Raw genomic sequence first — 22,529 nt, forward strand, 5'->3', positions numbered from 1 at the left:
TGTTGCTTATTTATCAAATAGCTGGTACATGATCATGCCTTTTGCGATCAGTTCCCCTTCACTTTGAATTTCGAAATCCACTTTGACAAAGCGTCTCGTCATTTGCAAAATACGTGGTTCGACAATGATCACGCTACCCAATTGCACATGCTTAATGAAGTACAACGAAATGCTTTCAGGGACACTTTCCCCGCGTTTTTTCATTTTGATCGCCCGACTGCCTGCGTCTGCCATGATTGTTGTCAGTGCACCATAAGAAAGCGATCCGAATTGATTGGTCATTTGCGGAACGACTGTAAATTCCACGATAGACGACTTATTCTCGATTGTTTTCATTTGCGTTTTTACGATATCATCGATCGTTTCCCCCTGATGCGGCTGACGCTGCGCCATCTGGAAGGCTTTCAACACATCTTGCCTGCTGATGATCCCAGCCAGCATTCCGTTTTCCGTTTCCACGGGCATCAAGTCGATCCCTTCCCAAATCATGCTGTGACCTGCTGAAGCTACGCTCGTTTTCCCGGTGACACTAATCGGGTTGCGTGTCATCACTTTTTCAATCAATTCATCTTCCGTTTTACCAATGACATCATGCGATGTGACGATCCCTACTAATTTCCCGTTTTTTTCAATAACAGGATAACCGGCATGCGTCGTCTTGCGATTCGCTTCGTTAAAATGTGCGACTTTATCTTTTGTATGTAGCGTAATTGTATTCTCAAGTGGTGTCAAAATATCTTCCACAAGTAATATTTCTTTTTCAATCAGCTGGTCATAGATTGCTCGATTCAACATCGTGGCAACTGTAAATGTATCATAACTCGTTGAAATGACCGGAAGCTCAAGTTCATCGGCCAATTTCTTCACATCTTCCGATGCATCGAAACCGCCTGTCACGAGGACTGCCGCTCCTGCTAATAGCGCCGTTTCATGCGCTTTTAACCGGTTTCCTACAATGAGGAGACTGCCCGCATCGATATAGCGCATCATATCGTCCAACTGCATGGCGCCAATGACAAATTTCGTCAAGGTTTTATGCAAGCCGCCTCGCCCGCCAAGTACGAGGCCGTCCACGATATTGAGCACCTCCGCATACGTCAAGCGTTCGATGTTCTCTTTCTTTTTCTTCTCGATCCGAATGGTTCCAACTCGCTCGATCGTATTGACAAGCTTCTGATTTTCTGCTTCTTTGATCGCCCGATAAGCGGTTCCTTCACTGACAGAAAGCGCGCGGGCAATTTGACGGACTGAAATCTTTTCGCCGACGGCTAGCCCTTCAATATGGCGTAATATCTGTTCATGTTTTGTCGACATGTCTTCACCTTTTTCTCTTTCATGACCTATAGCCCATTCTATCACAAACCGCCACCTTTTACGCTTTCTTGCATCTTTGCAAAGCACTTCATTGAATCGGGCTACAAAAACGGTCCGTGGCGCGCCATTCGCCCGGACCGAACGTTTAGACGTTTACAGTTCGAATAGGTCTCCCGCTTCCAGCACTTTCACTTCATGGCCTTTGACAAGTGCTCTGAATGTCTCTGGATCCTGTTTGATTGGTGGGAATGTATTGAAGTGAATCGGCACGGCCAATTTCGGATTCAGCAATTCAACGGCATGCGCCGCATCTTCCGGTCCCATTGTAAAATTATCCCCAATCGGAACAAACGCCACATCAATCGGATGTCTCTTACCGATCATCTCCATGTCACCGAACAATGATGTATCCCCTGCATGGTAAATCGTCTTCCCTTCTGCAGTAAACAAAATTCCTGTTGGCATCCCGGTATAGATGATTTCATTATCTTCTGTCGTATAGGACGAACTATGGAAGGCCTTTGTAAACTTCACCGTTCCAAATTCAAATTCACATGCGCCTCCGATGTTCATGCCATGCGTTTTTATCCCTTGCCAGCCGAGATAGACGGCCAGTTCATTCGGTGCAATGACGAGTGCATCGCTCGCTTTCGCAATTGCTACTGTATCGCCGACGTGGTCATTATGTCCGTGCGTCAGCAAAATCGCATCGGGTTTCTCCTCATCGACTTTCAAATCGGTCAATTGATTACCTGTGATAAACGGATCAATCAGAATGGTATGATTGCCAGTTTTAATTTTCACTATAGAATGTCCATGATATGAAATTTGCATTGAAAAATCCCTCCATCTTTTTAGCCTATATGACATTTTTCGTTATATGACCGAAAAATCCTCTTTTTTGTTATAATTAATGAAGTTAAAGAGGAGGAATTTATATTGAGTAAAGTAGAGGAAATTCAGCAATATTTAGAGCGAGAAAATTTAGATGCTGCATTTATCACTACCCCCGATAATGTATTTTACGTTTCGGGCTTTCACAGCGATCCACACGAAAGATTGCTCGGTGTCATGGTATTCAAAGATGCGGAGCCTTTCCTTATTAGTCCATTGATGGAAGTGCCGGATGTGAAGGCGGCTGGCTGGTCTTTTGAAGCAATCGGGCATGAAGATACAGATGATGCTTGGGAAATCGTCAAACAGGCGGTACAAAAACGCGGAGACCTCCCTGCTACCATCGCCATCGAAAAATCCCATTTAACAGTGGAGCGGCTCGAGCGCATGACTGAACTATTTCCAGAAGCTACTTTCTCCAGACTCGATGAACAATTGAATGGGATGCGTAATATTAAAAGTGAAGACGAGCTGGAAAAACTGCGAAAAGCAGCACAACTGGCGGATTATGCCATTGAAGTCGGCTGCAAGGAAATCGCGGAAGGTAAAACGGAACTGGAAATTCTAATGGCTATCGAATTTGAAATGAAGAAAAAAGGTGCCGAAAAGATGTCTTTCGACACGATGGTCCTTTCTGGTCCTAAAACAGCGTCCCCCCACGGAACGCCCGGCGATCGGAAAATTCAAAAAGGCGATTTCATCCTGTTTGATCTAGGAGTCGTCTATGAAGGCTATTGCTCGGATATTACGCGGACCGTTGCGTTTGGCGAACCTAGCGATGCACAACGCGACATCTATGAGACGGTCCGAAAGGCGGAACAAGCGGCTATCGACCTCGTCCGACCTGGCGTCAAAGCGATGGAAATCGATAAAGCGGCACGGGATGTTATCGACCAAGCCGGCTATGGTGAATATTTCACACATCGCGTCGGTCACGGTCTCGGTATCTCCGTCCATGAATATCCATCCGTCACAGGGACTAATGAACTTAAACTTGAAAAAGGAATGGTCTTCACAATCGAACCTGGCATCTATCATCCGGAAATCACCGGTGTTCGGATTGAAGATGACGTAGCCGTCACGGCAGACGGTGTGGAAGTCCTTACGAAATTTCCGAAAGAACTTGTCATTATTCAGTGAAATTAGAACTGGGGCTGTCCGGAAAGTCTGTAACAACCGACTTTCTGGACAGCCCCTTCTTTATCAACGAAAAGATGCATGTGAGCTAAGGTTAATCTCTGAACGGCTACTATAATTCAGCGTTTTTTATTGATTGGTAAAACGAATGGCTCGGCTCATGGTCGTCGGGACGACGGATGCATGATTCTCTTCAGGTGCACAGTAGAAGGTGCACTCCAAATTTTCCAGTTGCGCTGCTTCCAATCGTTCGACTAATCGTTTCGCATCGTCTACCATAAATCGCTCCTGCTCACCAACGGCGATGAAAAGCCGTTGTACCCCGTTCTTTTCCATCCGCTCAAGAAACTGCTCCATATAGTGAAGCAATTCATAGTCATTCCACCAAATCGATGGACTGATAGTAAGATAAGTCTGAAAGGCAGTCGGCTTTGTGAACAGCGTAAATAGCGTAAAAAGTCCGCTAAGCGAATGACCGTATAATGCTTGTTTCCTTTCATCTACGCGATAACGACGTTCGATTTCAGGTTTTAAACGGGTTTCTAAAAACGTCAAGAATTTTAGCGCTCCTCCATGTTCCCTTTCCACATTCAACCGTTTTAGACGCTCCGGATAATGATAGGCTTTAGCAGGCGCAGTAAAATCATAAAAGCGCCGTTTGGAAACTTCCTCGTCTTCTCCCGGATGGCCAATACCGACTACAATCGCTGCTTTTACAAACGTTTTAGGTGCATTTTTAGATTGTAAACGGATTGCATCCCGCGCAAATTGGAAATAAGCATTGCCATCCAGTACATATAAAACCGGATAGCCCTCTTCAGGCGAAGGAGACTTGGGCAATGAAACGCTTATATCGTATGTGTCCCCCATTTCTTCAGAGTAGCAGGACCAAGTTTCCGTGTGTTCTAATGTAACTTTATCGTTCATCTCGCTTCTGCCTCCTCTAGCAATGCATCATAACCAAAGCACACCGGCGAACCATTTTCAGGATCAATCATAATGCGCGCATCGATATGAAACACTTTCTTCAACACCTCTTTTTCCAGAATTTCTTCTGGTGAACCAGTAGTAACGATTTCCCCATCGCGCATTGCGATGATGTGATGTGAGAAACGGGCTGCGTGATTGATGTCATGAAGCACCATGACAATCGTGCAATGATGCTCACGATTGAGACGCTCTACAATTTTGAGCACTTCTAATTGGTGAGCGAGGTCCAAATAAGTCGTCGGTTCATCCAACAGCAAAATGCTCGTTTCTTGCGCAAGTGCCATCGCAAGCCAAACCTTTTGGCGTTGGCCACCTGACAACTGCGCAATTTCCCGATCCCGAAATGCTGTTGTTTTCGTGATTTCCATCGCCCATTCAATCACTTCCATATCTTTCTTCGATAAAGCACCCGTGTTTTTCCGTTGTGGAAAACGGCCGTAAGAAATGAGTTCTTCCACTTTCAATTGCAAAGGCGCTTCTGGATTTTGGGAAAGGAGAGCAAGTTGTTTTGCGATCTCTCTCGTCGAAATCGATTTCATATCCTGCTCCTGTAAAAGCACCTTCCCGCTCTGCTGCTTTAAAATCCGGCCGACCGTTTTCAACAGTGTCGATTTTCCGCAGCCATTCGGGCCGATGATCGTTGTGATTTTCCCTTTCTGGATGGTCGTACTCAAATCGGAAAAAACCGTGAACTTGTCATAGCCTGACGTTAATCGTTCCGCTCGAATAATAGTTGCAGTCATCTAAGAATTCCCCTTTTACGCTTTTGATTTCACCAACAAATATAGAAAATAAGGCACACCGAGAATGGCCACAATGATGCCGACCGGGATTTCCGCAGGAGCGAACAGTGTCTTGGCGATGTAATCGGAAATAATGACTAAAAACATCCCAACCGCCCCACTTATAGGAATGACAAATCGATGGTGGATGCCCACAAGTTGCCTTGCGATATGTGGAGCCATCAATCCGATAAAAGAAATGCTGCCGGATACGGAAACGCATGCACTAATGATACCAACGCTACTAAGAAGCAAGATCGCTTTTTCTTTTTCAATCTGAATACCAAGGCTTTTAATGGTCGCTTCTTCAAGCTGTAAATAATCCAGTATATAAGCTTTCCTAAAAATAATGGGCAACAAGATCAGTAACCAAGGAAGCATGGCAACGATAAACACCCAGTTGGCATTGTAAATACTCCCAGACATCCAAACGGTTGCCATCTCAAAATCACTGGCACGCATCTTCAGCGAAATATACATGGAAAGGGCGCCGAAGCCCGAACTGATTGCAATACCTGTTAAAATCAGACGCTGTGTATCCAATTTGCCGTTGCGCCACGCAAAACTATAAATAATGAGGGCGGCAACTAACCCACCGACAAAACCGAAGACAGGCATGATTAAAATCGAAAACCAGTTCGAGGTGCCCGATACAACAAGTTGCATCTGGAAGAAGAACATAAAAAGAACGATGGATGCTCCAGCGCCGGCGTTGATGCCTAAAATCCCCGGATCAGCCAATCCATTCCGGGTAATCCCCTGCACGACCGTACCTGCTATCCCTAATCCCAATCCAACAAGTGCCGCAATGACAATCCGTGGAAGACGGAAATGGAAAATGACCAAGTCAAAATTAGGATCCGGGTTCACACGGAACAATGTAGTGATAATCTCCTTGACAGTCATATCAAACGTACCGTTCGTCAGATGAATGTAAATAGAAAAGCAGATGAGCGCGATTAAAGCGGTGATCATCATCACAAATCGATTGCGATGCTGTTTAAGCACGGCGTTCGCCCCCTCTCGTACGGATTAAATAGAGGAAAAATGGAACCCCGATTAACGCAGTTACAACACCGACCGGCGTTTCAAACGGAAAGTTGATAAAACGGCTCGCTACATCACAAAGGGCTAAAAAGACCCCTCCGATAATCGCGGAACACGGAATGACGAAGCGATAATCCACACCTACCAAAAATCGGGTGATATGCGGGATGATCAATCCGACAAAGCCGATTTTTCCAACGAGCGCCACTGCCGTTCCCGTCAAACAGACGACAATCAAAATACTGATCGCTTTCACCCATTTTGTCCGCTGTCCAAGACTGATTGAAATATCTTCACCAAGCGATAAAATCGTGATGGATTTGGCGATGATCAAGGCAAGGATAAGTCCCCCTACACCTAATGGCAAAGCAAGGACAAGTGTATCCGGGTCTACCTTATGGATTTTTGAGTTATACCAGAAACTCATATCTTGTGAAACTTGAAAGTATGTAGCGAGAACAGCCGATAAACTGCTCAGAAATGTCCCGATAACCGTCCCAATAATAGCCAAACGTACGGGGGATAACCCGTTGCGCATCAACGAACCAAAACCGAATACGATACCCGCTCCAAGAGCTGAACCGATCATCGAAAAGAGAATCATTGTGAAATTCGACATGCCTGGATAAAAAATCATGCAGATGGTAATGACAAAGGCGGAACCATCCGTCACCCCCATGATGGAGGGGGAGGCGAGATAATTCCTCGTCATCCCCTGCATGATCGCTCCAGATATCGCGAGGAAAGCTCCTACAAGCAAGGCAGCTAGCACTCGAGGTAACCGGGATTGCATAATGATCGCATGATCGACATTCCCTTCATCATAATGAGCAATCGCTTGCCAAATAGTCGTTAGTTCAATCTCTTTCGTACCGTATAGGACCGATAAGGCAATTGTAAATACGATCAGAATGGGAGCTAAAGCCAGAATGAAAGTTGGCACAAACTTCGTTTTTTCAAAACGATTCGTCATAACCCTGCACATTACTCGGAAAGTTTTTCAACAGCAGCACTTAAGAACATCACTTTACTCCAAGCTGTACCACCTTGTGCCATCGGGTCCACAACGTTGACAAAAAGTTGATCGTTCTTTACAGCATCAATGCTTTGGAAAATTGGATTGTTCACTATCTCATCTAGCAGAGCTGGATTATCATCGTTTTCACTTTGTTCGAACTGTAAGAAAATCATATCCGGATTGACATCGGCCAATGTTTCAAATGATATTTCTTCTTGTGCGGCAGTTGAAGTAATCAATTCTGGAACTTTCAATCCAAGATCTTCATACAAAACAGGATTTAAATAGACATCTGCCGGATAAACGAACAAGCTTCCACGACGGACACGTATGACGTAAGCTTCTTTATCTTCTACCGATGAAGCAAGGGTCGCTTTTGCCGCTTCAGCATCCGCTTGGTAATCGCTAATAATTTTTTCGGCTTCCGCCTCTTTACCGGAGAGCTGGGCCATTAGGAGCAAGTTGTCTTTCCAATCTGTAGAAATATGCGATATAGGAATCATCGTGCCAATTTTGTTTAAGTTTTCAACAACTTCCTCTTGGAATTTCGATGTACCTAAAATAACATCTGGTTTCAATGAAAGAATCGTTTCATAATTGGGTTGTGTTTTCTCCCCAGTTGAAACTGCACCAGCCAAATCGGTGGCAAGGTAGTCCGGTAGATCACCTGCAATCGTCACTACACCAATCGGCTTAACACCAAGTATTGCAGCGTCCTCCATCGATTCTAAACTTGCAGTAATGATATTTTTCACTTCTGCAGGTACGGTATAAGATTCCCCAAGATATGTAATCGTTTGTTCTGTTGCAGTTCCTTCCTCTTGTGCAGTTTCTACTTTCGAAACGTTTTCTTCTTCAGAACCTTTCGTTACATCCTTATTCCCACACGCGACAAGAAAAGTCGCTGCTAGCCCAACTGTCAAAAGTTTTTTCATATTCATTCGATTCTTCTCCTTTAAGTAATTAATATGTAATGGATATAAGCAGGCCTACTTATACCCCCTCAATTGATAATGATTATCAGTATCACTTAAAATCTACCGTATCTTCTATGTAGTTGTCAATAGAGTTATGCAGAAAATAGCAAAAAGGGCTGTTCCGGAAGATCAGTTTTCACTGATTTTCCGAACAGCCCTTTATCTTCATTCAGCAGCTCATTTCAATAATGTCTCTGCCGGTACGTATTCAAATCCTCGTGCTTCGGCTACTCCTTGATGCGTAACATATCCTTCTAATGTGTTTAAGCCTTTTTGCAAGGAATGGTTATCCAAGCATGCTTGTCGATATCCTTTATTGGCAATTTGAAGTGCATAAGGAACCGTGACGTTTGTCAAAGCAATCGTAGAAGTTTGCGGCACAGCCCCTGGCATATTTGCGACTGCGTAATGGACGACACCGTGCTTGACAAAAATCGGATCATCATGCGTCGTCACACGATCAGACGTCTCAAAAATCCCGCCTTGGTCGATCGCAATATCAACAAGAACCGATCCTGGTTTCATCGATTTGATCATTTCTTCCGTAACAAGTTTCGGCGCTTTTGCCCCAGGAATCAGTACTGCACCGACTACGAGATCGGCTTCTCTCACCGCATTTGATATATTGAATGGGTTCGAAACAAGTGTCTGAATGTCATTCCCGAAAAACTCATCCAAATGACGAAGTCGCTCAACAGACAAATCGAGTACCGTGACTGCCGCTCCCATGCCAACCGCGGCCTTGGCAGCAGTTGTCCCCGCTTGCCCACCGCCAATGATAGTCACATTGGCACGCGGGACACCCGGTACACCGCTTAGTAGAATCCCTTTACCACCATGCGTTTGTTGTAAATATTGCGCACCGATTTGCGTCGCCATGCGACCTGCAACTTCACTCATCGGTGCTAAGAGAGGCAGTGTTTTATTTTCTAGCTGAACCGTTTCGTATGCGATTGCTATAACTTTCTTTTCCAGAAGCACTTTTGTCAGCTGCTCTTCAGACGCCAAATGCAAATAGGTGAAAAGAATGAGCCCTTCACGTAAGTAATCATATTCTGAAGCGGCCGGCTCCTTTACCTTCATCACCATCTCTACATCCCATGCCTCAGCTGCGGACGGAACAATTTTCGCCCCTGCCTGGATATATTCTTCATCCGTGAAGCTCGAGTTTAGACCTGCGCCTGTTTCAATAATGACTTCATGACCTGCTGTTTTTAAATTAAAAACGCCCGCTGGTGTCATGGCGACACGATTTTCATTATTTTTAACTTCTTTTGGAACACCGATTCGCATTACAATTCCTCCTAAAGAACATGTTTGTTAGTGTAATTGAGTATTGAATCTAACCGTCAGAAACCAACGTAGCTACCATTTTAGCAGAAAGTCGTCATTTTGGCTTCATTTTCAGAAAAATACGGAATATTCAACCGTGTATTTTTTCATGAACATTTGTAAAGCAAATTCCATATATCGTAACAATATTGTCGAATCTCGACGAATTTCAAATTTTTTTTTAGAAAATTAAAAGGAATTTTCTCTTAACTCTCGAAATATTAATAATAACAACTAAAGAATGGAGTGGGAAAGGATGACACTAGTTTATAATCAAATTCTTGTAGCAGTGGATGGATCAAAAGAATCGGAATGGGCGTTTAAAAAGGCAGTAGCAATCGCTGATCGAAATGAGGCCACTTTGAATTTGATCAATATCATCGATACTCGTTCATATGCATCTGTTGAAGCTTATGATCGGTCGATTGCAGAACGGGCTCAGAAATTCTCTGAAGAACTGCTGAACAAATACAAAGAAGAGGCTCTGCAATCGGGCGTGACAAATGTCAATATTCTTGTTGAATATGGTTCTCCTAAAACAATGATTTCCAAAGACATCGCCAAGAAATTGAATGCTGATTTGATCATTTGTGGTGCGACTGGTTTGAATGCAGTTGAACGCTTCCTGATCGGTAGTGTCTCTGAAAATATCGTTCGCTCAGCGAAATGTGATGTACTGGTCATCCGCACGCCTGAAGAGCATTAAGCAAGAAATGTGTTTAAAGCAAAGAGAGTTGTCCTGCATTTGTCGGACAACTCTTTTTCTTAATTGGTTAATTGCCAATACGTTGCAAACTTACCGGATGATCATACCTCGCGAATAATATGGCGACGGATTCTTCCACATCAATCCCCATTTCCCGATCAAAATGTTGAATCATTTGACTAGCGATACTGGAAGCTTTTAAAGTACGTTTCTGTTTCAAAAGCAACTCAAGATAGTCAAGATAGGTCTGTTCGTGATCTGGATCTTTTTTCAAGATTCTCTCAAAATATTCGAAACAAGTATTGTATTCCTTCTGTACATAGTAAAAATCTGCTAATCGCCGGCTTGTTTTGATAAACAATGCCCGAAGTCGTTCACGTTCCGCTTCCAAAAATAATTCATATGGATACTCTTCAAAAAAATCTCCTTGAAATAAAGAAATTGCTTGTTGTAAGTTATGAATCGTTTCTTCGGAGTCATGATGATCCTGTACGGATGTTAAAGATGTAAAACGCTCGATGTCCAAATCCATTTCTTCCGTACAAAACAAATAGTGATTGCCGATACGTTTGATGAAACGTGACTGGGTTCCCGATGTTAAATTCGGCTCCAATACTTTGCGCAATACTGACACAGCGACATGAAACTGATTTTGTACGGTTTCGAATGATCCTTCCGGAAACACGGCATCGAGGAGGATATCTCTTTCAATTTGCTTATTTCTATTTGTAATAAAAAACTGGAGAAGCCGAAGACTTGAACTTCTTTTTATAATAAGCGGTTCCCCGTTATAAAATAATTTAAATCGACCAAGTGTTTGAATAACGAGCCGTGGATGTTTCTCCTCTTTCACGTGATTAATTTCTTCCATTTGATTCAACAACCATTCGTAGTCATGCTCCTTCAATAATCCGAGCAACTCTGCTTGTTTTTTTGCTGCACGCTTCGCATCTCCCCTCTGTTTGTATAATTCCAATTGCGTTATCCCTACCTCACAATGATAAAGTGTAAATGAGGAAGAAGCGTGGCTCGCTTTTTCAAGAAAATGCTCGGCTTTCTCAAACTCTCCATTTTCAAGATAACTTTTTCCCAGCTCATGAGCAGACCAACCTAAATCAAATTCAGCTCGATAACTTTCCGCTATTGCAACCGCTTTTGTTCCCCACTCCTGCGATTTTGCAAAATCTTCTTTTATGCGAAACAACCTTCCCATTGTCGTATAGACAAAAAACAGGGAGGATTTATCATACTGCTGTGCCAGTTCCAATGCTTGGTGGATATACAGGGAAGCCTCTTCCGTTTTTTTATCATCGAGAAAGATCGTTGCCATCGTATCAAGTGCCTGAATTTGTGTATGTCTGATCCGATATTTATCTGAAATAAATAACGACTCTCGCACGTATTCCATCGCTTTCGGATAATTCCCTAAGTATCGATAGATTTCCGCCAGAAGAGTTAAGTTCAATGCATTTGTTGTATGATTATGAAACCGTTCCGAGCTATCCAAAGATTTTTGAAAAAGGTCCTTCGCCTTTTTGATTTCCCCTCGCATCAAATAAATCGTTGCAAGCCGATGTTGAAGATTACAAAGCCACAGTTCACTTTTCTCCTTCTCCAACACTGAAATACTTTTCTCAAAAAGTACTGTTAACTCGTTGAAGGCAGATAACGGAATGCATCGGATTAAAAACAATGTATTGCTGGCAAATGATTCATCCGGTGCTATTTCATCCAGCCATCCGTCTAATAAGAGCATGGATTCTACAGGGTTATACCGGTCTCGGATCATCCCCATAACTTTTGTTGCATTTATATAATCCTTCCCGACCGTGTAGTGCGCAAATGCGTTAATAAGTTGAAAACGACCTTCATATATCGCTGCAAGTTTAAGGTGCTCACGATTGATCAATTCATTTGTGACAAGCCCTTTATAATTTTGATATAAAAATTGGCGAAATAATCGATGGTAACGCAAAACGCCTAATCCATCCCGATAAATAAACAAATGATGATTTAAAAGATGATTGAGTATTTCCTCCGATTTTTGAATCCCTAGCAATTCATCAATTACAATCGGATCCAATTCTGGCAACAAGCTTGTTCGATATAAAAACAACTTGATATCGTCCGGTTGTGATTGAATGACTTCCGTGGAAAGATAATCATAAATGTCTTGAACATTAGGAAATGTAGACCAAAAAAGTGTACGTTCCTGTTGATTCATTTTACCGATCACCCCAAGGATCAGCTGATAACTCGCAATCCATCCTTCTGTTGTCTTATGGATTAACTGAAGCTCATGATCTTCAAGCGCCAATTTATGCGTCGTGTTATAAAATTCTTTTGTCTCTTCAAATGTAAACGCTAAATCAGCAGTGGATAATTCCATATACTTTTGTTCCATTTTCAATTTCGTCGTCGATAAAGAAGGACGAACTCGGCTAATAACGATAAATTTCACCATCGAAGAAGCACGGTTGGTGAGCATCGTCAAAAGGGAACCGATTTCAAGACTTGCATCTACTGATTGATAATCGTCTAAAACAATATACATCGGTGTAGATTGTCTGGATAGCAACGATGCAATTTCTTCCAGCTCCATTTCTGTATTTTTAGGTAATACCGTTTCTAATGGATAATCTTCATTTTTCAATCGATGGATCCCAACTTTTAAATAACTTAGAAACATATGCGCATACCGTTCCGTGCCTGCTAATTGGATCCAAACAGTCGGCAAATTTTTTTCACGAACGTAATTTGAAACGAACGTCGTTTTACCGTATCCACTGTCCCCCATTATTAAAATGAACGAGGCGTTAGGATACTGATCAAATTCATCGTATAATCGATTTCGTTTTGCGTATGAGGAGTAAGTAGGTAATCTCAGCCTGTTCACTTCAATTTTCATCGTCATCCAACTCCTTCTCCAAGCATTTCATATCCTTTTATCCTTCACTTTTCACTCAGATAATTTTAGGACTTCCATTATCATTCAATGTGAATTTCCGGTAGTAAGAATATTCTACCCCTCTGTAAGATTGCAGTAAGTCTTGTTATTTATCATAGCGTTACATGTTCCAAACGATTTATGAAAGGGGTTGCATAACAACATGTATTATTCAGTTTAAGTTAAATTTTCCGAGTATTCAAGACAATCACTATTCCCTAAAGGAGGACTTCCCATGACAAAAGACCTGACCATAACGAAGGAATATAAACTATTCATCAACGGCAAATGGGTAGACGCGCTATCAGGTAGAACATTTGAATCGATTAATCCCGGGACTGGCGAAACAAATGCAATTGTAGCTGAAGCGGGTCCTGAAGACGTTGATCTAGCCGTTAAAGCGGCTAGAAAGGCATTCGAGAAAAGTTCTTGGGCCTTAATGACCCCGGCAGATCGAGGGAGATTGCTCTATCAAGCCGCCTTGAAGATGAGAGAAAAAACGGAGTTTCTCGCTGAAGTGGAATCGAGAGAATCCGGTTTAACCATTCGTGAGACATTAAATATCGCTATTCCTGAAACCATTAGTGTACTTGAGTTCTATGCCGGATTGGCAAATAAAGTACAAGGTGAAACGTTAGCGACATCACCCGATCGATTGAACTTTACATTAAAAGAACCTTTAGGCGTTATTGGCGCAATTGTTCCTTGGAACTTCCCACTGATGTTAGCCATGTGGAAAATAGCTCCGGCATTAGCAGCTGGGAATACTCTTGTCATAAAGCCAGCCGAGCAAACGCCTTCTAGCATACTCGAACTGATGAAAATCTTCCAAGAGGTTGGAATCCCAGAGGGCGTCATTAATATTGTACCTGGTTTTGGTGCTGTGACCGGAAATGCTCTTGCTTCCCACCCAGACATCGACAAACTGGCTTTCACCGGATCTACCAATACCGGACGCATTATTATGCAAGCTGCAGCGAAAAATTTGAAACCGCTCTCATTAGAACTAGGAGGCAAATCACCGAATATCATCTTCTCAGATGCCGACATTCAAAACGCAGTCAATATGTCTACTTTCGGCATTTATTTTGCACAAGGTCAAGTGTGCGCGGCCGGCTCTCGGTTGTTGGTGCAAGATGCCGTTTATGATGACTTTATGCATGCTTTTCTCAAGAAAACGCAATCCATTAAAGTTGGGAATCAATTAGATATGTCCACATTAATGGGTCCGCAAGTATCGAATGCGCAGTTAAAACGTATTGAAAGCTACGTTGAGATTGGTCAAAAAGAAGGCGCCCATTTACTTACCGGCGGCGAACGATATGAAGGTGCGGGTAATGGCTACTACTATACACCTACCATATTAGAAAATGTAACGAATGATATGACCGTTGCCAAGGAAGAAATTTTCGGACCAGTCGTTTCTGTGATTCGCTTTAAAGACGAAGAGGATGCCCTCACCAAAGCCAATGAAAGTATTTACGGCTTGGCGGCTGGCGTGACGTTAAGCGAGGCCTACGCATGGCTCGCGGTCTGAAATCTGGAACCGTTTGGTTAAACACTTATAGTTTCTTGGACAGTGTAGCTCCTTTCGGTGGAACAAAACAAAGTGGTTTTGGACGAGAATTAGGGATACAAGCGATGGACATGTATACACAAACGAAACATGTATGGGTCGATTTAAATGCCGAAAGCCTCGACTGGTACGGACTTTAAGTGTTCTAACCGCAACTTGAATCAAGTCAAGAATTCAAACTATATGAGGGGGTTTTTTTAATGACAAAACAAATAACAGAAAACAAAGTGAGTCCTGAACAATTACAACAACTTGATAAAAAACATTTTCTACACCCAACTACTCCGTTACCGCTCCAACAAGCAGATGGTCCAGCTGTTATTTTTGAAAAAGGCAAGGGAATCCATATTACGGATGTCCATGGAGTTGAATACATTGACGGAGTTTCTTCACTATGGAATGTCAATCTTGGATATGGTCGACAAGAACTTGCAGATGCGGCAAGTGAGCAAATGATGAAACTGGCCTATGCTTCGTCTTTTTTTAACAACTCACATGAAGTGGTCATTCGGTTATCCGAAAAACTAGCGAGCATTGCACCAGGCGATTTAAACGTCAGCTTCTTCACTTCGGGTGGTTCTGAGTCAAATGAAAGTGCCTTTAAAATTGTGCGCCATTACTGGAAACTAAAAGGACAGCCAAATCGAAGAAAAATCATTTCTTTGGACCTAAGTTACCACGGCGTGACAATGGGTGCAACAAGTGCAACCGGCGTTCCGGAATTTAAAAAGATGATCACAGCTATCGCGCCTGATTTTCTACATGCAATCCCCTATAAAACCAATTGCGAACTTGGAGATAAAACTGATCCAGATTACGACCGTAGTTTTAGAGGAATCATCGAGAAGGAAGGTCCGGAAAATATCGCGGCGATTATTCTTGAACCTGTACAAGGTGTAGGCGGCGTCAACATTCCACCAGAAGGCTATCTGAAGGCCCTTCGTGACTTATGTGATGAATACGGGATTTTCATGATAACGGATGAAGTCATTACCGGATTTGGAAGAACAGGCAAAATGTTCGGGGTCAATCATTGGAATGTTGTGCCTGACATTATGTGTGTGGCTAAAGGAATTACGAGCGGTTATATTCAGCTCGGCGCAGTCATGATGACGGAAAAGTTAAGAGATGAACTGAACAAGATGTCGGACGATGTTTTCTATCACGGCTTCACTTATAGTGGGCATCCGACAGCATGTGCAGTCGCTTTAAAAACGATTGAAATTATCGAAAATGAAGGTCTCGTGGACAATGCTCGCGTAGTCGGTGAAGAATTACTAAAAGGTCTCAACCATTTAGAGCAAAAACATAAAATTACTGCAAAGCCTAGGGCAATCGGTCTGATGGGGGCCATCGAGTTATTTAGAGACCCTGAGAACAATATTCCATTTGCCCCAACTGAATTTGCAGCTCTCGCGGTCGTCGAAGAATGTGCAAAACGGAATTTGATTGTAAGACCGCTTACTTTTGGAGGAATGAACGCTGTCGCCATTGCGCCTCCTCTCATTTCAACGAAGCAAGATATTGAAAAAATGATTGACATTTTATCAGATTCAATCAGCGCATATGAAAAACAAGTTTTATAATCTGCAAGGACAATCAATTACGCCTCGGCGTAATTGCGTCCAGATTTTTTCGAGCTCGCTCGAAAAGCTCCTCTAAAAAATCTGTGACATCCGCGGGCCTACAGGAGGTAGGTCATGCAACCGTTGCTGCAGGACGCAGCGAACTTAGGTTGCCTTCTACTCTTCGTTCAGCAGGCGTTTGGACACCCACTGAACAGGAAAACAAAACTGCATTCATCTCACCACCTAGAGAGGTGGGAGCCTTCTGCTGAATGAAGATAATCCGTGACAATCCAGGCTATCCCGCAACCTCCAAACAAGAGTGAGCTGGGTGGGATAGCCTTCTTTGACTGCATTGCTGTAACCCGTCTTCATAATGACTTATCCTTTTTCAAAAACAGTGGACGAAGGAGTAGATAGAATGGGAATTTATAAAGATTCAAATGACACGGTCACCACAGCAACGACCACCACTTTTGCAAACGCTTACAACGAAACGAATGAACATTCGTTAAAGAAAGTTTTAAAGACAAGGGATTTAGTGATTTTCGGAATGGTATTTATGGCTCCTGTATCAGCACAAACACTATTTGGCGAACTTACTCTCACCTCACAGGGTCATGCTGTGCTCTCTTATTTAGTCGGTCTCATTGCCATGGTGTTTACAGCTTCTTCGTACGGGAAAATGGCCGGTGCTTTTCCAAAAGCAGGCTCTACGTATAGTTACACATCTCAAGCCATCTCTCCCAAAGTCGGTTTTGTCGCCGGATGGGCGATCTTATTGGATTATTTATTAATCCCCATGCTGCTGTATAAAATAAGCGCAATTTTTCTAATGGAACTCTTTCCGGCTCTCCCATTGTGGTTAACATTACTTTTTTTCCTTGTTCCTGTTACTGTAAGTAATTATCTCGGAGCCCATGTGAGCTCGCGTCTCAATATTATCATGACTTTATTCATGCTATTCAGCTTGGTGTTATTTATTAGTTTCGCCATTCATCACTTAATACAGACCGGCGGGATAGGCAGTATATTTTCCTTCCAAGGCATTTATAATTCATCCACTTTTTCTTTTGATGCTTTACTCGCGGGAACTTCGCTAGCTGTTCTTTCGTACTTAGGATTTGACGCTGTGACAACAATGGCGGAAGATTCAAAGGTAGCAGGTAAAACAGTCGGTCGTGCAGCTATACTTGCTCTCTTGATCAGTTCTTTCTTTTACATTTTACAAGTATATTTCGCTACAATTGTTGTCACAGATTTCACATCGTTCATCTCCCAAGATACTGCATTCTTTGAAATTGCTGTAACCATTGGAGGGATGGGGTTAGCAACGATTTGTACATTGATCATTGCCGTTTCAGGAATTTCAACTGCATTAGCGGGCCAAGCCTCTGCCTCACGAATTTTATATAGTATGGGTGGGGACAAACTATTGCCTAGCCTCTTCGCCCGATTGCATCCTAAGCATAAAACCCCTTACTGCAGCATTCTTATTTTGGCCGTTGTAGGGTATATGGGAGCAATTCTAATTCCATTAAGCGTTTTGTTTCAACTGATTGTATTTGGCGCTTTAATCGGATTCCTTGCTGTCAACCTTTCCGTGATCATCGAGTTTTTTGGACGCCGACATGAACGTTCGTTAAAACATTTTATCCCGAATTTACTGGGTCCCATTTTAGGTTTATTCGTATGCGGTTATATCACGATCGGGATTTCCCCGCTCGGAAAAACAATCGGCCTGATTTGGGTATTCATAGGGATTACATTCTTATTCATCATGACAAAGATACTGAAAAGAGACGCAAATTTTTTGGACGATATGTAATGCAAAAACTCGGTTATGAACATTTGTTGCATGTTCATAACCGAGTTTTTTTTCAAGGATCTTCTACAATCCCGCGACACGCATCGTATCACGAGCAATCATGATTTCCTCGTTCGTCGGGATGACTAACACTTTTACCGGTGAATGCGGGAAACTGATATAGACTTCTTTTCCGCGGATATTATTCAGATCCGGGTCAAAGTAAACCCCCATAAATTCCAGACCATGTAATACTTTCTCACGGATGACGTCACTGTTCTCACCAATACCTGCTGTAAAGATGATCGCATCGACACCGCCCATTTTTGCGGCATAAGAGCCGATGTATTTATGGATACGCCCAGCAAAAACTTCCAAGGCAAGCTGTGCGCGCTCATTACCTTCTGAAGCCTGAATCTCGATATCGCGTAAATCACTTGAAAAACCGGATAATGCAAGCATCCCTGACTCTTTATTGAGAATCTCTAGCACTTCTTCAACGGTTTTCCCTGTCCGTTCCATTATGTAAGGGATCAATGCCGGATCAATATTGCCCGAACGAGTTCCCATCGTCACGCCGGCAAGTGGCGTGAAGCCCATGGACGTGTCGATGGATTTCCCTCCTTTGACCGCTGCTATACTCGCGCCATTTCCAAGATGGCAAGAAATGAGACGTGTATCTTCTAATGGGCGGTTTAACAGCACTGCAGCCCGCTCGGTTACATATTTATGGCTTGTACCATGGAAACCATATTTACGGATACCGTATTTTTCATAGTACCCATAGGGTAACGGGTACAAGAAGGAACTTTCCGTCATCGTCTGATGAAAAGCCGTATCAAAAGTCGCAACCGCTGGAACGCCTGGCAAAGCCTTTTGGAATTCCTTGATTCCAACAATATTCGCCGGATTATGCAGCGGCGCCAAGCTTGAAAGTTCTTCCAGCTTTTCAAGAATATCATCGGTGATCAATACGGAATCACTGAATACTTCTCCCCCGTGCACGACCCGATGACCGATCCCGTCAATTTCATCGTACGAAAGGACAACCCCCTCGCTGATGAGCATCTCCAATAATAGAGCTACCGCATCCGCATGGTTGTTTATAGCCTGTTCTTTTTTCGTATTCACCGCTTCGGATTTTAATTTAATAAAAGATCCCGGAAGTCCGATCCGTTCAATTTGCCCGATTGCCGTGACGTCCTCTTCCGGCATTTGAAGAAGCTGAAACTTCAAGGATGAACTCCCTGCATTGATTGCTAAAATATTCCGCATGGCTTTGGCCTCCTATTCACTTAAATTACAATGGATCACTCTGAAGCCCAGCTGTCTATCTTTTGAAGAAATAACGCCATGGCATGCTTGTCCGTCATATCTGGTACTTTTGCCAGTAGTACGTCCGATGCTGCTGTCTTTTCCGGATATGGCTTTTGCAGGATGAGCAAGCTTTTGGCATGGATCGCATTTTTAAATAACGAGTCTGGCAACTGAATCACCGCTCGAATCAATGTCCGATTCTTTAAATAGGGATGTAGAAAACTGGATTGTTCCGAATCAAACAAATTGGCCGGCACAAGGAATAGAGCGTAGCCGCCCGCTTTCGTATGCTTCATCGATTGTTCGATAAACAAATGATGCGCATAAGCATGACCTTCCGTCGGCATCAATTCATAATTGAGCGCATTGTCATCATCCGGGTAATAGCCGACTGGCAAATCACTAATCGTCATATCGACCGGATCGACCAGCAAAGGTCTCAGGGAATCTTGTATATAAAATGTAACAGGTTGCTCAAGCAAATCTGCCATCACGGCAGACAGCCGAACGAGCAATTCATCAATTTCAACCGCGGTCGCTGTTGCCCCATTACCGATGGCATTCATCACGGTATATAATAAATTCCCTGTTCCGGCGGCCGGGTCAAGCAATGTTAAGTTTTGCTTATTTTGAGCCACTCTCCCTGCAATATGACCGATAAGCATCCCGATCGCATCCGGTGTCATTTGATGATTTGGTTGTGCGTGTCGGTTCATCCCTTTCAACACAGCAAGCTGGATTCCTCTTCGAATTTCCTCTTTTGTGGCCATTGCCTCTAAATCCGGTTGCTGCTCACCTTTCACCCATTTCTGGCATGCTTCAATGACCGACTCCAAGTAAAGCGAGTCCGATGATTCTGCATATGTATCGATAAACGCAAAAATTTTCTCAGTATTTGTCTCCATAATTATCCCTCTATCGCGAGAAAACCCACCCGTTTCCGAGTGGGTTTCCAAAATTAGTTTAGTAATTGTTTAACTGCTTCGATGGCTTGTTCATAGTTCGGATGGTTCGTGTTTTCACTCACGTACTCGACATACGTCACTTTATCATTTTGATCGACGACGAAGATTGAACGTGATAGTAAGCGAAGTTCTTGAATGACAACTCCATACGCTTCACCAAAAGAAAGATCACGATGATCGGAGAGAGTTTTCACATTTTCGATTCCTTCTGCCGCACACCATCTTGCCTGCGCAAATGGTAAATCGACAGAAATGGTCAAGATTTCAACATTATCTCCAAGAGATGCCGCTTCCTCATTGAACTTACGGGTTTGTACAGCGCAAACTCCCGTATCAACGGAAGGTACCACGCTGATCAGTCTGATTTTCCCTTTCGAGTCTGCAAGTGTAACAGGGCTCAAATCGTTTGCAAGTACTGTGAAATCCGGTGCCGTATCTCCTACAGCTACCTCTTTGCCAAGTAATGTAACAGGATTGTTCTTAAATGTAACATTTGCCACGAAAACGCCTCCCTTTCTCTTTACATCTTACTAAATGACAGTCCCTTCTGGCAACTGTTGACTACCAGATATACTACGATCATTGATACGCAGCTCTTTTTCATAAGCATTTTCATGGATTACGATTGTATCTGCAAACAAGTCATGTAAAGCCTCTTTTCTCGGCATGAACAAAACGAGCAAATACGGAATCAAGAGCATTTTTGAAATGAAGCGTCCGAACCCTTCGCGGAAAATGACCGTTGACCACGTCAATTTCTCCCCCTCTTTCGGCATGACCTTTATGCCCATAATCATCTTCCCTACGGTTTGCTGCAAATACTTCGTCATCAATATGAAATAGACAAGAAATAGAAGCAGTGCCGTCACTTTATAAGGGCTGAATAATAGAAACGAAGGATTGGTGATTTCGATATCCGCAGCTCTGAAAATCGGCTTGACAAGTATTCCACTTAACGCACTTACAACGAGCAAGTCAATCGTATAGGCCCAGAACCGTATCCAAAAACCTGCAGCTTTCGCCCGGAAGTGTTCGATCCGGACAGGCTCAGCATTAGCAATCGGTCTTGTAGCAACCGTTTCTTCTACTTGCTCTTCTTGTGGTCCAATCTGTTCTGTCATTGCGAATACCTCCTTATCTTTCACCATACAAGTACATCATCCGTGGCGCATTGTAATCCGATAGCAATTTACCGATCAGTTCAGACTCGATATTGCTTCCAAATAATTTGCTTGCTTTCACGCCAAAAATTGAACTCCAGCTATCGAGCGTCGAATATTCGAAAACAGTTGCCTTTTGCAGATCATAGTCTTCCTTCATTGCGGCAATAACGTCCGAAGTCTTCCCGTACTCATCCGCCAATCCTGACTCGATTGCTTGACGGCCATTCATGATCCGCCCATCGGCTATTTTCTTCACTTCCGCTTCTGTCATATTCCGGCCTTCTTCAATAATGTTGACAAAACGCTCATACGAATCATTGATCATTTCCTGCAACATCGCCCGCTCTTCGTCTGTCATCGCACGCGAGCCACTCATGATGTCTTTGTACGGACCCGTTTTGATCGTATTAAAGTCGATGCCATATTTTTCGGCAAGCTTCGCATAATTGACACTTTCCATAATGACACCGATTGAACCTGTAATCGTCTCATGGTTGACGAAGATCTTATCGGCCGGCGCGGAAATATAGTATCCACCAGAAGCCGCCATGCCACCCATGGAAACGTAAAACGGGATGCCTCTTTCTTCTTGGATCGTCCGTATCGTGTCATAGATATCCGCCGATTCAACAACGCCTCCGCCAGGTGTATTCACCTTCAAGACGACACCTTTGACCTGCTCATCTTCCAGAATCCCATTCAGTTGATTCATGAAATATTGATGGTTATAGCCTGAAGGCTGGAAAATGGACGTTGAATTCCCCAAATCTTGAATGATTCCATCAACTGTCAGAACAGCAATTTTATCTCTCCCTGTCCCTTGCTCTAAAATATTTTCCTGATAGCCCGAAGAAGAGGTAGCCCTCATTTCTTCAAAGAGACCGCTAAAATCCCTTGTAAATATGTACGATAAAGAGTTGACGCCTATCGAAACGAAAATAAGCGCTGCTGCTACGATGATTGCGATCCATCGTTTCATTGTCATTTCTAAA

At 43.2% G+C, this 22,529-nt stretch carries 18 protein-coding genes and 1 pseudogene; 5 read left to right on the forward strand and 14 right to left on the reverse strand.

Annotated features, from left to right (window positions below; genetic code table 11):
* Positions 1–6: 6 nt before the first annotated feature.
* Both MHZ95_RS09470 and MHZ95_RS09475 read right to left on the reverse strand, forming a co-directional pair.
* Positions 7–1,314, reverse strand: a complete 1,308-nt coding sequence (locus MHZ95_RS09470; RefSeq protein WP_239390581.1) for a DRTGG domain-containing protein — start codon at positions 1,312–1,314, stop codon at positions 7–9.
* Between the two features lie 153 nt (positions 1,315–1,467).
* The gene (locus MHZ95_RS09475; RefSeq protein ID WP_239390379.1) at positions 1,468–2,148 is read right to left on the reverse strand and encodes a metal-dependent hydrolase; all 681 of its coding nucleotides are present in this window, start codon (positions 2,146–2,148) and stop codon (positions 1,468–1,470) included.
* A gap of 105 nt (positions 2,149–2,253) precedes the next feature.
* Here MHZ95_RS09475 and MHZ95_RS09480 point away from each other — a divergent pair, with 105 nt between their 5' ends.
* On the forward strand, positions 2,254–3,348 hold the full coding sequence (locus MHZ95_RS09480) for a M24 family metallopeptidase (RefSeq protein ID WP_255726693.1): 1,095 nt from the start codon (positions 2,254–2,256) through the stop codon (positions 3,346–3,348).
* Positions 3,349–3,474: 126 nt separating this feature from the next.
* On the opposite strand, the gene MHZ95_RS09485 is transcribed toward MHZ95_RS09480, so the two are convergent.
* From MHZ95_RS09485 to ald, 6 genes are all read right to left on the reverse strand, one after another.
* The gene (locus MHZ95_RS09485; protein ID WP_239390380.1) at positions 3,475–4,272 is read right to left on the reverse strand and encodes an alpha/beta hydrolase; all 798 of its coding nucleotides are present in this window, start codon (positions 4,270–4,272) and stop codon (positions 3,475–3,477) included.
* Positions 4,269–5,078 carry an ABC transporter ATP-binding protein gene (locus tag MHZ95_RS09490; RefSeq protein ID WP_239390381.1) on the reverse strand — a complete coding sequence of 270 codons (810 nt, stop codon included), beginning with the start codon at positions 5,076–5,078 and terminating at the stop codon, positions 4,269–4,271. Before MHZ95_RS09490 ends, MHZ95_RS09485 begins: the two co-directional genes overlap by 4 nt.
* 15 nt (positions 5,079–5,093) lie before the next feature.
* The gene (locus MHZ95_RS09495; RefSeq protein ID WP_370642985.1) at positions 5,094–6,125 is read right to left on the reverse strand and encodes a FecCD family ABC transporter permease; all 1,032 of its coding nucleotides are present in this window, start codon (positions 6,123–6,125) and stop codon (positions 5,094–5,096) included.
* Positions 6,118–7,137 (reverse strand): FecCD family ABC transporter permease, encoded by a 1,020-nt coding sequence (locus MHZ95_RS09500; RefSeq protein ID WP_239390382.1) that lies wholly within the window; start codon positions 7,135–7,137, stop codon positions 6,118–6,120. Before MHZ95_RS09500 ends, MHZ95_RS09495 begins: the two co-directional genes overlap by 8 nt.
* Positions 7,138–7,148: 11 nt before the next feature.
* Positions 7,149–8,123 (reverse strand): iron-hydroxamate ABC transporter substrate-binding protein, encoded by a 975-nt coding sequence (locus MHZ95_RS09505; RefSeq protein WP_239390383.1) that lies wholly within the window; start codon positions 8,121–8,123, stop codon positions 7,149–7,151.
* 213 nt (positions 8,124–8,336) lie between these two features.
* The gene (gene ald, locus MHZ95_RS09510; RefSeq protein ID WP_239390384.1) at positions 8,337–9,452 is read right to left on the reverse strand and encodes an alanine dehydrogenase; all 1,116 of its coding nucleotides are present in this window, start codon (positions 9,450–9,452) and stop codon (positions 8,337–8,339) included.
* 295 nt (positions 9,453–9,747) lie between these two features.
* Here ald and MHZ95_RS09515 point away from each other — a divergent pair, with 295 nt between their 5' ends.
* Entirely contained in the window at positions 9,748–10,197 is a 450-nt protein-coding gene (locus MHZ95_RS09515; RefSeq protein ID WP_239390385.1) for a universal stress protein, read from the forward strand.
* 67 nt (positions 10,198–10,264) lie between these two features.
* Here MHZ95_RS09515 and MHZ95_RS09520 read toward each other — a convergent pair whose 3' ends face one another.
* Entirely contained in the window at positions 10,265–13,111 is a 2,847-nt protein-coding gene (locus MHZ95_RS09520) for an AfsR/SARP family transcriptional regulator (protein WP_239390386.1), read from the reverse strand.
* A gap of 268 nt (positions 13,112–13,379) precedes the next feature.
* Between MHZ95_RS09520 and MHZ95_RS09525 the strand changes: the two are divergent.
* From MHZ95_RS09525 to MHZ95_RS09535, 3 genes and pseudogenes are all read left to right on the forward strand, one after another.
* A pseudogene (locus MHZ95_RS09525) lies at positions 13,380–14,860 on the forward strand (aldehyde dehydrogenase family protein).
* 60 nt (positions 14,861–14,920) lie between these two features.
* Entirely contained in the window at positions 14,921–16,306 is a 1,386-nt protein-coding gene (locus MHZ95_RS09530; protein ID WP_239390387.1) for an aminotransferase family protein, read from the forward strand.
* A gap of 400 nt (positions 16,307–16,706) precedes the next feature.
* Positions 16,707–18,113, forward strand: coding sequence for an APC family permease (locus MHZ95_RS09535; protein ID WP_239390388.1), 1,407 nt, complete (start codon positions 16,707–16,709; stop codon positions 18,111–18,113).
* Positions 18,114–18,176: 63 nt separating this feature from the next.
* Here the strand turns inward: MHZ95_RS09535 and MHZ95_RS09540 are convergent, their stop codons facing one another.
* Genes MHZ95_RS09540 through sppA form a run of 5 tightly spaced genes read right to left on the reverse strand, consistent with a single transcriptional unit; the run spans position 18,177 to position 22,522 of the window.
* Positions 18,177–19,367 (reverse strand): acetate kinase, encoded by a 1,191-nt coding sequence (locus MHZ95_RS09540; protein WP_239390389.1) that lies wholly within the window; start codon positions 19,365–19,367, stop codon positions 18,177–18,179.
* A 35-nt stretch (positions 19,368–19,402) separates the two neighbouring features.
* Entirely contained in the window at positions 19,403–20,314 is a 912-nt protein-coding gene (locus MHZ95_RS09545; protein WP_239390390.1) for a class I SAM-dependent methyltransferase, read from the reverse strand.
* 53 nt (positions 20,315–20,367) lie between these two features.
* On the reverse strand, positions 20,368–20,874 hold the full coding sequence (gene tpx / locus MHZ95_RS09550) for a thiol peroxidase (protein WP_239390391.1): 507 nt from the start codon (positions 20,872–20,874) through the stop codon (positions 20,368–20,370).
* A 30-nt stretch (positions 20,875–20,904) separates the two neighbouring features.
* Positions 20,905–21,495, reverse strand: a complete 591-nt coding sequence (locus MHZ95_RS09555) for an RDD family protein (protein ID WP_239390392.1) — start codon at positions 21,493–21,495, stop codon at positions 20,905–20,907.
* A 13-nt stretch (positions 21,496–21,508) separates the two neighbouring features.
* The gene (gene sppA, locus MHZ95_RS09560) at positions 21,509–22,522 is read right to left on the reverse strand and encodes a signal peptide peptidase SppA (RefSeq protein WP_239390393.1); all 1,014 of its coding nucleotides are present in this window, start codon (positions 22,520–22,522) and stop codon (positions 21,509–21,511) included.
* Positions 22,523–22,529: the final 7 nt, after the last annotated feature.

The sequence above is a fragment of the Sporosarcina sp. ACRSM genome (assembly GCF_022346545.1).
In the GTDB taxonomy this organism is placed as follows: domain Bacteria; phylum Bacillota; class Bacilli; order Bacillales_A; family Planococcaceae; genus Sporosarcina.